Below are 11,251 nucleotides of genomic sequence, written 5' to 3'. Positions count from 1 at the left end.
GACGACGGTGCGCTCCTGGCGACGGCGGACCACGACGGCCGCGCGCCGGTGTTCCGGCTCCCCCTCGACGGCGGCGCTGTCGAACAGCTGACCCACGACGACTGGGCGTACTCGAGCCTGCGCGTGGCGGCGGCGAGCGGCACGGTCGTGGCGCTCCGTGCCTCCTGGGCCGCGCCCCTGCACCCCGTGCGGATCGACGCGGACGGCACGGTGACGCCCCTCGCGACCCCGGCGCCGCTGCCCGAGGTCCCCGGTCACCTCGAAGAGGTCGAGACGACCGCGGCCGACGGCGCCCGGGTCCGCGGCTGGCTGCTGCTGCCGAACGACGAACCCGGTGCCGCCGGGCACCCGCTCCTGCTCTGGATCCACGGCGGTCCGCTCAACTCGTGGAACCAGTGGTCCTGGCGGTGGAACCCGCAGCTCGCGGCGGCGCAGGGGTACGCCGTGCTCCTGCCGGACCCGGCGCTGTCGACCGGGTACGGGCTCGACTTCATCAACCGCGGGTGGAACGCGTGGGGGCAGGCGCCCTACACCGACCTCATGGCGGTCACCGACGCGGTCGTCGCCCGTGACGACGTCGACGAGACCCGCACCGCCGCGATGGGCGGGTCGTTCGGCGGCTACATGGCGAACTGGGTCGCCGGCCACACCGACCGCTTCCGGGCGATCGTCACGCACGCGAGCCTGTGGGCGCTCGACCAGTTCAACGGCACCACGGACATGTCCCAGTACTGGCAGTCGATCTTCGACGAGACCGGTCTGCACGAGAACGACCCGCACCGCTTCGTCGCGGACATCACGTCACCGATGCTCGTCATCCACGGCGACAAGGACTACCGGGTGCCGATCGGCGAGGGGCTGCGGCTCTGGTCCGAGCTCGCCGAGCACCACGCGGCGGCGGACGGCACGATGCCGCACCGGTTCCTGTACTTCCCGGACGAGAACCACTGGGTGCTCAAGCCGCAGCACGCCGTGGTCTGGTACGAGACGGTGTTCGCGTTCCTCGAGCAACACGTGCTCGGCGGCGAGTGGCGGCGCCCGGAGTTGCTCGGGTAGCGGGGCCGGGCGCGCGCGGGGCGGTGTCAGTGGAGGGCGCCGACCCGGAACGACATCGTCGATGTCGTACGACGTCGGCACCGTCGCACCCGCGCGCCCGCAACAGTTGCAGGCGCAACGAACGACACGCTCGTCGTCGTACGACATGGGTCGTGTCGTTCGACGACCGCACCCGAACCGCCGCCAGCACAGGACCGACGCCGGCATCGGCACCGCTCTCAGACGAACGCGGCCTGCCCCGTGATCGCCCGCCCGACGATGAGCGTGTTCACCTCGCGCGTGCCCTCGTAGGAGTAGATCGCCTCGGCGTCCGCGAAGAACCGGGCGACACCCTTGTCGAGCACGATCCCGTTGCCGCCCTGCACCTCGCGGCACCAGCCCACGGTCTCGCGCATCTTCGACGTCGCGAACGCCTTGGCCATCGCCGAGTGCTCGTCGCCCCCGGTGCCCGCGTCCTGCATGGCCGACGCCTGCGTGCAGAGCGCGATCGAGGCGGTGATGTTCGCGAGCGACTTCACGAGCAGGTCCTGCACCATCTGGTGCGCGGCGATCGGCTTGCCGAACTGGATCCGGGTGCGGGCGTACTCGAGCGCGGCGTCGTAGGCACCGACCGCGATGCCGATCGCCTGCCACGCCACCTCGGTCCGGGTGAGGCGGAGCACTTCGGCGGTCGTGCGGAACGACTCCGCGCGCTGCAGCCGACGCGACTCGGGCACCCGCACCCCGGTCATGACGATGTCGGCGTTCTGCACGCCCCGGAGCGCGATCTTGTCCTCGATCTTCGTCGCGGTGAAGCCGGGGGTGTCCGTCGTGACGAGGAACCCCTTCACCTGGTCGTCGGCGACGTCCTTGGCCCAGACCACGACGACGTCCGCGAAGGTCGCGTTGCCGATCCACCGCTTCTCGCCGTCGAGCACCCACGTGTCGCCCTCACGCCGGGCCGTCGTGCGGAGGCCGCGGGCAGAGTCGCTGCCGGACAGCGGCTCGGTCAGCCCGAACGCCCCGACGATCTCGCCGGCGGCCATGCGCGGCAGCCACTCCTGCTGCTGCTCGTCGCTGCCGGCGACCGCGATCGAGTTCATCGCGAGGCCGGACTGCACCCCGATGAACGTCGCGACGCTGGCGTCGACGCGCCCGAGCTCGAGCGCCGCCCACCCGCGGTACACCGCGGAGTTCTCGAACTGCCGGACGAGCGGGATGCCCGGGCCGTACATGCCGAGCTCCGACAGCGGCCGGATGACCTGCATCGGGAACTCGGCGCGCGCCCAGTACTCGTCCGCGATCGGACGCACCTCGGACTCGAGGTAGCTTCGGAGTCGCCCGAGTGACTCGCGCTCCTGCTCGGTCAGTCCCTCTTGGAAGTGGTAGAAGTCGGACTCGAGCAGCGCGGTGGTGGGCGTCAGCGTTGACATGAGGTCCACGATGCATCATTCTCGGAAACGTTGCAAGGGAGGATCACCTGTACACATCGGATTCTGCGCTGCGCGCGTTCCGGGAGGCACGGCACACCTTCATCGCCGGCTCACGCATCGACATGGGTGCGTTGGCCACCTCGCTCGGCGTGGACCGCACGTCGCTGTTCCGGTGGGTCGGCAACCGTGACCGGTTGCTGTCCGAGATCCTGTGGTCGCTCGCCGTCCCGACCTTCGACGCGGCTGCCGCCGCGGCCGCCCCGTCCGGCGCGGCGCGCATCGTCGATGTGCTCGACCGCTTCACGGCGGACCTCATCGAGGCGCCCTACTTCCGGTCGTTCCTGACCCGCGAACCCGCCCGGGCGCTCCGCCTGCTCACCACGACCGAGAGCGACGTGCAGAGCCGGTTCGTCCGCCGGGTCACCAGCCTCGTCGAGGAGCAGCACGCGGCTGGGACGTTCGACCCGAGCCCGCTCTCCCCCGAGGAACTGGCCCGACTGCTCGTGCGCATCTCGGAGTCGTTCACCTACGCCGACCTCATCTCCGGGGAGACCCCCGACCCCGAACGCGCACGCGCCACGTTCGAGTACGTCCTCCGCCCCACCACGACGTCCCTTCTCGCGACAGGAGCCCGATGACCATCGACGACTACCCCTTCGTCCGGACGTACCCGACGCGGTGGAACGACAACGACATGTTCGGCCACGTGAACAACACGATCTACTACAGCGCGATGGACAACGCGGCCACGTACTGGTTCCGCGAGGCGGCCGGTCTCGACCCGTTCACGTCGGACTGGATCGCGGTGGTCGTGTCGTCCAGCTGCCGGTTCGTCGAGTCGGCGGTGTGGCCCGATGTCATCGAGATCGGCATGCGCTCGAAGCACCTCGGCCGGACGAGCCTGTCGTGGGAGTTCGGCCTCTTCCGGCAGTCGGACGGGACACTGCTCGCGACCGGCGAGTTCGTGCACGTCGTCATCGACCGCGAGGGCGACCGTCGACCGGTCCCCCTGCCGGACTCCCTCCGCGAACTCGTCGCCTCCACGATGAGCGCCCCGGCGTCCGTCGCCGCCGACTGACCGCGCGTGGTGCGCCGGCGCGGCAGAGGGCGCCGTCAGGGGCGGTAGTCCTCGCGGCGAGGGTTGTTGAGCCGAACCGCGAGGTCATCACCCGCAGGGTCGTGGCCGTTCCACGTCCCGACGACCTTCGCGATCGTCCGCAGCACGAACTGGATCCCCCGGCCGATGACCCGCACGATGCGCATGCGTCGAGGATAGCTCGCTTCAGCCCTTGAGTGCCGCCAGCTCGAGGTTGATGTCGTCGGGGTCCTGCACCGACAGGATGACCATGCCCGCGTCGCCGAGGTCGGTCACCTCGCCGTGCTCGACACCGGCGGCATCGAGTCGAGCGGCCGCCTCGTGCAGTTCATCCACGGAACCGACCACGAAGCTCACGTGGTCGAGGCCGACGGTCTCCGAGTCGAAGCGCTGGCCCGCCGGCGCCACCGGCCGGAGCCCGAACACCTGGTCGCCGAGCTGGAAGACGCTGCCGCCGTAGAAGCGCTCCCGGTCCTCGCGGACGCCGGGCTCGTCGACCTGGTCACTGAAGTCGATCACGGGCTCCGTCCCGAGCAGCTGCTGGTAGAAGGCCTTGCTCCGGTGGATGTCGGTCACGGTGACGCGGACGTGTGCGAGTGCGGTGGGTCGTGCGAACGGTTCGGTCACGGCAGGTACTCCTCAGGACGTGGCCGGAAGGGTCCGGCACCACACCGACGCAACGCGCCCCACCTGACCGGACGCCCCGACCATGCGGCGACCGGACAGCCGTAGGGTCGACCCGTGGGCTCATGGTTCTGGATCTCGATCTTCCTCATGGCGTACGGCGTCGTGCTGCTCGTGTTCCCGAAGCAGTTCGCCCGCTGGGGCCGGAAGCTGGAACAGATGCAGGGCGACCACTGGGCGGCCTCGATCCTCACGCCGGGCTTCATCAGGGTGATCGGCTGCCTCTTCATCGTCGGTCCCGGCCTGACCCTGATCGAGCTACTCCTGCACCGGGGACCGTGACCGCCTGACGCCGCCAGGCGCGGATCGTCCCCGCACAACCAAAGCGCTCCCGAACCACGAGTTCGCGTGGTTCGGGAGCGCTTTGGTTGTGCGCCGCAGTCGACGTGCCGCCGGGCAGACGGCGCGCTGCGCCTGCGGGGCACGCCGGACACCGTGCCTCGCGCTCGATCAGGTCGTCCGTCAGGTCGTTCGGCGATCCGAAGCGGTCAGGTCGCGCCCCCGAGCACGATCGCGGCGACGATCCAGCCGAGCATCAGCGCCACGACGGCCAGCAGCAGAGGCGATCGAGGCGATCGACCCGAACGCCTGGCCGTCGCGAAGGTCCAGATCGCGACGGCGACCAGTGCGCCGAGAAGGATCGCCCAGGTCGCCCACCAGATGCCGCCGTAGGCCAGCGCGAGCGCGAGCCATCCACCCTGCGATGGGAGGACCAGCGCAGCGCCGACACGGTCTGCGACGGAGACTCGTTGCCCCGTCTGTCCGATCGAACTCGCCCCTCGCGCCACGCACCCAACCCACTGAGTGGAGTCGACTGGAGGCGTCGGCGGGCGCCGGGCTAGATGAGGTCGTCGGTCAGGTGGTTCGGCGTACCGAATCGGTGCGCCGTGATCGACACCGCCTGCTCGCGCACGAACGGCAGGATCTCGAGGCGCCCGGCCTCGGTCACCGGCTCCCCGTAGACCGCGACGTCCGGCCGTCCGCCGATCGCCGTGTACAGCGCGGACGTGTCGCCACCGACGAGCCGCACGCGCCCGGACGGACCACTCGCCACCGCCGAGGCGAACGCCGCATCGGAGTGCGACTGCGTCAGCGACCGAACGTTCGGCAGCGCCTTGACCGCGGCGGCGACGACCGGCGGCAGCGTCGACACGGTCGAGACGTCGATCGTGGTGCCGGCTCGGACCGATGCCGCGATGACGCGGACGAGGTCGGTCACCGCGTCCTCCGCAGCGGAGGCCAGGCGCACCCGGACCGCCGGGTACGGCAGGTACCGGGCGATGTTCCGCTCGGCGGTCAGCGCCGACACGTCGGTCGCCGTGCCGAACAGGGACGACCAGGCCTGCTGGTCGGACGACACGGCCCGGTCGAGCGACGGCGACGCAACACCCGAGGCGCCGACGAACGCGGCGACCGGTGCCGACGGGGACGCGCCGGACGTGGCTTCGGCGGGCGCCCACGAGCCGAGCCCGAGCAGGTAGTTCAGGCCACCGGCCTTGGTCCCGGCACCCACCGCCGACTTCTTCCACCCGCCGAACGGCTGGCGGCGGACGATCGCGCCCGTGATGCCGCGGTTGACGTAGAGGTTGCCCGCCTCGATGCGCGCGAGCCAGGTCCCGATCTCGGCCTGGTCGAGCGAGTGCAGGCCGGAGGTCAGGCCGTAGTCGACCTCGTTGACGATGTCGATCGCCTCGTCGAGGGTCTTCGCCGTCATGATGCCGAGGATCGGGCCGAAGTACTCGGTGCGGTGGAACGCCGAGCCACGTCGGACGCCGTCGCGGACACCGGGGCTCCAGAGCCTGCCGGAGTCGTCGAGCTTCGCGGGCCGGACGGCCCAGGACTCCCCCGCGCCGAGCGTCGTGAGGCCGTCCAGCAGCTTGCCGGCAGCGGGCTCGATGACCGGGCCCATCTGGGTCGTCGGGTCGGTCGGGTAGCCCACGGTGAGCGACGACACGGCGTCGATGAGCTGCGAGCGGAAGCGCCGCGAGGTGGCGACGGACCCGACGAGCACGACGAGCGACGCTGCCGAGCACTTCTGGCCGGCATGCCCGAACGCCGACGCCACGACGTCCTTCACCGCGAGGTCGAGGTCGGCCGACGGCGTCACGATGATCGCGTTCTTGCCGGAGGTCTCGGCGAGCAGCGGCAGGTCGGGCCGGAACGAGCGGAAGAGCTCGGCGGTCTCGTACGCGCCCGTGAGGATCACCCGGTCGACGAGCGGCGAGGCGACGAGCTGCTGCCCGAGGTCGTTCTCCGACACCTGGACGAACGCGAGGACGTCGGCCGGAGCACCGTGGGCGTCGAGCGCGGTCTCGATGATCGAGGCGAGCACGGCACCGGAGCGCTCGGCGGGCGGCGCGGGCTTCAGCACCACGGCGGACCCGGCGGCGAGCGCGGCGAGGGTGGACCCGGCGGGGATCGCGACCGGGAAGTTCCACGGCGGTGCGACGAGCGTCAGTGCGGCCGGGGTGAAGGACGCGCCGTCGACGTCGTCGAGCTGTGCGGCGAGCTCGCCGTAGAAGTGCGCGAAGTCGATCGCCTCGGACACCTCGGGGTCGGCCTGGTCGATGGTCTTGCCGGTCTCGGACGCCATCACCTCGACGAGGGCGGCGCGGTTCGCCTCGAGCGCGTCGCCGACGGCGTGCAGCACGGCGGCCCGGGCGCCACCCGACCACGTTCCCCAGGTGGCGCCGGCGGCGCGGACGCGACCGAGGACGGACTCGAGCTGCGCGGCGGAGTCGAGCCGCGCCTCCTGGACGGCCGCGGTGCCGAGGGTCGACGACGCGACCCGCGCGGTGACGGCGTCACCCCACGACCGGACCGACGCGACCGACGGGTCGCTGTCCGGGGTGTTCTCGAAGTGGCCGACGCGCGGGCGCTCGACGGCGGCGTAGCGGTCGGCCACACGGTGGGAGGCCGGAGCGGCGAGGCCCTCGGGCGTGGCGAGCGGCTCGAGGGAGGCCCGGAAGCGCTCTTCCTCGCGGGCGAACAGCGCGGGCGAGGAAACGAGGGAGAACACCGCGGACATGAAGTTCTCCTGCGACGCCCCTTCCTCGAGGCGGCGGATCAGGTAGGCGATCGCGACGTCGAACTCCTGCGGGTGGACGACCGGCGTGTAGAGCAGGAGCGAGCCGACGGTCTTCTTCACCGCGGCGGCCTGCCCCTGCGCCATGCCGAGGAGCATCTCGAACTCGATGCCGTCCCGCACCCCGCGCTCACCGGCGAGCAGCCAGGCGTGCGCGACGTCGAACAGGTTGTGCCCGGCGACGCCGACCCGGACGTTCTCGATGCGCGCGGGGGTCAGCGCCCAGTCGAGCACACGCTTGTAGTTGGTGTCGGAGTCCTGCTTGGTGTGCCAGGTCGCGAGGGGCCAGCCGTGCACGGATGCCTCGACCTGCTCCATCGGCAGGTTCGCACCCTTGACGAGGCGGACCTTGATGCCGGCGCCGCCACGGGCACGTCGTGCGGCGGACCACTCCTGCAGCTGTTCCATCGCGGCGAGCGCGTCGGGCAGGTACGCCTGCAGGACGATGCCGGCCTCGAGCGAGGTGAACTCGGGCTCGTCGAGGAGCTTCGTGAAGACCGCGATCGTGAGGTCGAGGTCCTTGTACTCCTCCATGTCGAGGTTGATGAACTTCTGCGGCGACGCTGCGGCAGCACGGCGGAAGAGCGGGCGGAGCTTGGCGATGATGTCCTCGACCGCGTGGTCGAACGCCCACGGCGAGTGCGGGTGCACGGTGGACGAGACCTTGATCGACACGTAGTCGACGTCGTCGCGGGCCAGGAGCTTGTGCGTGCCCTCGAGGCGCCGGGCGGCCTCGCCCTCGCCGAGGACGGCCTCGCCGAGCAGGTTCACGTTCAGGCGGACCCCGTCGCCCTTGATCCCCGCGATGGCCGGGCCGAGCTTGGCGTCGGTCGCGTCGACGATGAGGTGGCCGACCATGGTGCGGAGGACCCGTCGGGCGATCGGGACGACGACCCCCGGGAGGACCGGGGCCATGCCGCCGCCGAGTCGGACGAGGCCGCGGAGCGCCGCGGGGAGGAAGCCGGGGGCTCCGGGGGCGATCGCGCGGAGCTTCCGGGCGGCGACGCCGAGGTCTTCGGGGCGGACGACGCCGTCGACGAACCCCACGGCGAAGTCGAGGCCGGCGGGGTCGGCGAGCACGCCGGCGAGCTGCTTCGCCGAGCCGTCGACCGGGTGGGTCTCGGCTTCGGCGAGCCACTGTCGCACGAGCGCCACGGACTGGTCCGCGAGGGCGTCGTGATCGGTGGCGGGGTGCTCGTGCAGGGTCGTCATGGGTTCAGTGTGGAGCGCTCGACCCATCAGCGGAAGCAACGGTTGGTGATGGATACCCGTAAGTTCCGCTACCGTGAACTTGTGCTCGACGTCCGCCGTCTCGTCCTCCTCCGGGAGCTCTCCATCCGGGGCACGATCGCGGCTGTCGCCGAGGCGGTGAACTTCACCCCGTCGGCGGTGTCGCAGCAGCTCAGCGCGCTCGAACGCGAGGCCGGCGTCCCCCTCCTCCGCAAGGCCGGACGGCGGCTCCAGCTCACCCCGCAGGCCGAGGTCCTGGTGCAGGCCGCCGGTCACGTCCTCGACGTGCTCGAACAGGCGCAGTCGCAGGTCGAGGGCACGATGCCGACGGTGCAGGGACGCATCCGCGTCGCGGTGTTCCAGTCCGCCGCCCTCGCGCTGATGCCGAACGCGCTGCACGCCATGGCGACCGCGCACCCCGACGTGCGCATCGAGATGGTGCAGCGTGAACCGGAGACGGCGCTCCACGAGACCTGGGCGCGGGACTTCGACATGGTCATCGCCGAGCAGTACCCCGCGCACGCGGCGCCGCACCTGCCGGGGCTGCACCGCCAGGACCTCACGACCGATGCCGTCCGGCTCGCGCTGCCGCCGCTCGACACCGCGCTCGCGCCGGTGTCGTCGATCGAGGACGCCGAGGTGTTGCCGTGGGTCATGGAGCCACGCGGCACGGCCTCGCGGCACTTCGCCGAGCAGGTCTGCCGGCGGTGGGGCTTCGAGCCCGACGTCCGCTACGAGACCGCCGACCTGCAGACGCAGATCCGCCTCGTCGAGTCCGGCAACGCCGTGAGCCTCATGCCGGACCTGATGTGGACGGGTCGGACGACGACCTGCCGGTTGGTCGAGCTCCCGGAGCGGCCGCGCCGGACGATCTTCACGGTGGTCCGCACGGCCGGGTCCTCGTCGCCGGCGGTCCGCGCCCTCCGCGACGCCCTGGAGCGCGCGGCCGCCACCGTCGGCGACTGACCCGAGCGCGACCGACCCGAGCGCGACCGACCCGAGCGCGACCGACCCGAGCGCGACCGATCCGAGCGTGACCGACCGGTCGCCCCGTCGTCGTCACCGGACCGAGACGGACCGGGTCGTCAGGATCGCCCGTGCCGCGACACCTCCAGGATGAGGGCACCTCCCGGTGTCCCGAACAGCATCCAGGGGGATCCCATGAAGCAGTCCTGCACCGCCGGTGTCCGACGCGGCGCCGCCATCGGCGCCGCCGTCGCCATCGTCACCGCCTCCTCGGCGTTCGGCATCGGCGCGACGAGCGCGATCGCCGACGAGGCTCCGACACCGGCCACGTCCGCCACCACCGTCACGACCGGCACGTCCGCCGGCACGGGAGGCGCGGCGGCCGACACGACGTCGGCGACCGCCGACGAGACGGGGACGACTCCCCCCGCGGTCACCGACGACCCCGCCGCCTCGCCCGAGCCGGTCGCCGACGAGCTCGCCGCCTCGCCCGAGCCGGTCCCGACGTCCGACCCGACCACGGACCCGACCTCGGCACCGACGTCGTCCGCCCCCGCGAGCGCACCCACGGCGAGCGCGCCGGCCGAGGACGCTCCGGAGCAGTCCACCGCCGCCGCCCTCGCCTTCCCCGAGGGCACGACCGCCGACGCCCCGCTCGTCCTCACCGCGACCGCGGGCGACACCGTGTCCCGGACGTTCACCGCGACAGGCGGGTCGGGCACGGTGACGTACGCGGTGCGCGGCCCGGACGGCAGCCCGGTCATCGGCCAGGGCGACTTCAACGCCGACTTCTCGTTCGACGGGACCACCGGCACGCTGTCCGGGTCGCCCCGGTACGCCCTGCGGACCTACACGTTCCAGGTCATCGCCACGAGCGGTTCCGAGACCGCCGTCGAGTACGTCGAGCTCACGGTGGAGCCCGGCGCCCCGGTCGGCGTGACCTTCTCGGCCTCGACCTCCGACTCCTCGGGCCTGTGGCAGGTGGAGCCCGGCGGCACCATCTGGGAGCAGGCGGTCGGCCAGGGCCGCGTGCGGATCGTGCCCTCGGTCCCCGTGGCCGACGGGCAGTCGCTCACACTCGCCGGCCTCGCGGTCGACGCCTTCGGCAACCGCGTCACGGGCAGCGACCAGGACGACGAGTACCCCCGTTCCACCGTCACGAGCACCGCCGCCGGAGACCGTGCCGTGTGGGACCCGAACGGCGCGAACGTGGTGACGTTCTCCGGGGCGGGCTCCCGTACGGTGACGGTCTCCGAGGGCGGCGTCTCCACCTCCTTCACCGTCGTCGTCACCGACGTGCCGTTCGCCTTCGTCGACCCGTCGTCCGCCGACGCCCCGATCGCGATCACACCGACCGCCGGCGAGGAGTTCACGCGGACGTTCGCGGTGACGGGAGCGACGGACCCGTCGGACGTCCGCTACGAGCTCCGCGGTGTCCAGGGCGAGCCCTTCGACGACACCTACGCACGGAACGGGCTCGACCTCGCCGTCGACCCGGCCACGGGCGTGCTGACCGGGACCGGCACGGCGGCGACGTCGTTCCGGTTCCAGGTCGTCGCCACGAGCGGTGGGGAGCAGGCCGTCGCGAACGTCGAGGTCACCGTCTCCCCCGCGGCCTTCTCCAAGCTCGTCGTCGCGGTCCTGCCGTCCGACCGGGACCCGGAGTCCGAGACGTGGTCGATCGACGGCGACACGATCACGCACATCACCCCCGACGGCGGT

The 11,251-nt window shown here is 71.9% G+C and carries 10 protein-coding genes and 1 pseudogene; 6 read left to right on the top strand and 5 right to left on the bottom strand.

All coding sequences use genetic code 11. The features are described 5' to 3' along the window. Window positions 1–1,056: S9 family peptidase (locus tag I5E_RS17480; protein ID WP_022908126.1), on the top strand; the 1,056-nt coding region annotated here is incomplete at its 5' end. A gap of 218 nt (window positions 1,057–1,274) precedes the next feature. On the opposite strand, the gene I5E_RS17475 is transcribed toward I5E_RS17480, so the two are convergent. Further along, window positions 1,275–2,468 carry an acyl-CoA dehydrogenase family protein gene (locus tag I5E_RS17475; protein ID WP_031263070.1) on the bottom strand — a complete coding sequence of 398 codons (1,194 nt, stop codon included), beginning with the start codon at window positions 2,466–2,468 and terminating at the stop codon, window positions 1,275–1,277. Window positions 2,469–2,590: 122 nt separating this feature from the next. Here I5E_RS17475 and I5E_RS17470 point away from each other — a divergent pair, with 122 nt between their 5' ends. Together I5E_RS17470 and I5E_RS17465 are read left to right on the top strand one after the other, a co-directional pair. Then, window positions 2,591–3,106 carry a QsdR family transcriptional regulator gene (locus I5E_RS17470; RefSeq protein WP_022908124.1) on the top strand — a complete coding sequence of 172 codons (516 nt, stop codon included), beginning with the start codon at window positions 2,591–2,593 and terminating at the stop codon, window positions 3,104–3,106. Next, complete coding sequence (locus I5E_RS17465) at window positions 3,103–3,546, top strand: acyl-CoA thioesterase (protein ID WP_022908123.1); 444 nt, start codon at window positions 3,103–3,105, stop codon at window positions 3,544–3,546. Before I5E_RS17470 ends, I5E_RS17465 begins: the two co-directional genes overlap by 4 nt. Window positions 3,547–3,581: 35 nt before the next feature. On the opposite strand, the gene I5E_RS25725 is transcribed toward I5E_RS17465, so the two are convergent. Continuing rightward, window positions 3,582–3,731, bottom strand: a complete 150-nt coding sequence (locus I5E_RS25725; protein ID WP_022908122.1) for a hypothetical protein — start codon at window positions 3,729–3,731, stop codon at window positions 3,582–3,584. 19 nt (window positions 3,732–3,750) lie between these two features. Continuing rightward, window positions 3,751–4,191 carry a VOC family protein gene (locus I5E_RS17455; RefSeq protein WP_022908121.1) on the bottom strand — a complete coding sequence of 147 codons (441 nt, stop codon included), beginning with the start codon at window positions 4,189–4,191 and terminating at the stop codon, window positions 3,751–3,753. 114 nt (window positions 4,192–4,305) lie between these two features. On the opposite strand from I5E_RS17455, the gene I5E_RS17450 reads away from it, so the two are divergent. Then, window positions 4,306–4,530: a hypothetical protein gene (locus I5E_RS17450; protein WP_022908120.1), complete on the top strand. Its 225-nt coding sequence runs from the start codon at window positions 4,306–4,308 to the stop codon at window positions 4,528–4,530. A gap of 206 nt (window positions 4,531–4,736) precedes the next feature. Here I5E_RS17450 and I5E_RS17445 read toward each other — a convergent pair whose 3' ends face one another. Both I5E_RS17445 and I5E_RS17440 read right to left on the bottom strand, forming a co-directional pair. After that, window positions 4,737–5,036 (bottom strand): hypothetical protein, encoded by a 300-nt coding sequence (locus I5E_RS17445; protein WP_031263068.1) that lies wholly within the window; start codon window positions 5,034–5,036, stop codon window positions 4,737–4,739. Window positions 5,037–5,086: 50 nt separating this feature from the next. Further along, on the bottom strand, window positions 5,087–8,545 hold the full coding sequence (locus I5E_RS17440) for a proline dehydrogenase family protein (RefSeq protein WP_022908119.1): 3,459 nt from the start codon (window positions 8,543–8,545) through the stop codon (window positions 5,087–5,089). An 81-nt stretch (window positions 8,546–8,626) separates the two neighbouring features. On the opposite strand from I5E_RS17440, the gene I5E_RS17435 reads away from it, so the two are divergent. Both I5E_RS17435 and I5E_RS17430 read left to right on the top strand, forming a co-directional pair. Next, on the top strand, window positions 8,627–9,529 hold the full coding sequence (locus tag I5E_RS17435; protein ID WP_022908118.1) for a LysR family transcriptional regulator: 903 nt from the start codon (window positions 8,627–8,629) through the stop codon (window positions 9,527–9,529). 195 nt (window positions 9,530–9,724) lie between these two features. Beyond that, window positions 9,725–11,251: pseudogene (locus tag I5E_RS17430) on the top strand (hypothetical protein); the annotation flags it as partial.

Source organism: Curtobacterium sp. B18 (assembly GCF_000333375.1).
In the GTDB taxonomy this organism is placed as follows: Bacteria; Actinomycetota; Actinomycetes; order Actinomycetales; family Microbacteriaceae; genus Curtobacterium.
This window is presented reverse-complemented; position numbering and strand designations above follow the sequence as displayed.

Bases quoted from the DNA above. Each gene is read 5' to 3' on its own strand.
- I5E_RS17475 (WP_031263070.1), bottom strand. From the start codon at position 2,468: ATGTCAACGCTGACGCCCACCACCGCGCTGCTCGAGTCCGACTTCTAC.
- I5E_RS25725 (WP_022908122.1), bottom strand. From the start codon at position 3,731: ATGCGCATCGTGCGGGTCATCGGCCGGGGGATCCAGTTCGTGCTGCGG.
- I5E_RS17440 (WP_022908119.1), bottom strand. From the start codon at position 8,545: ATGACGACCCTGCACGAGCACCCCGCCACCGATCACGACGCCCTCGCG.
- I5E_RS17470 (WP_022908124.1), top strand. From the start codon at position 2,591: ATGGGTGCGTTGGCCACCTCGCTCGGCGTGGACCGCACGTCGCTGTTC.
- I5E_RS17465 (WP_022908123.1), top strand. From the start codon at position 3,103: ATGACCATCGACGACTACCCCTTCGTCCGGACGTACCCGACGCGGTGG.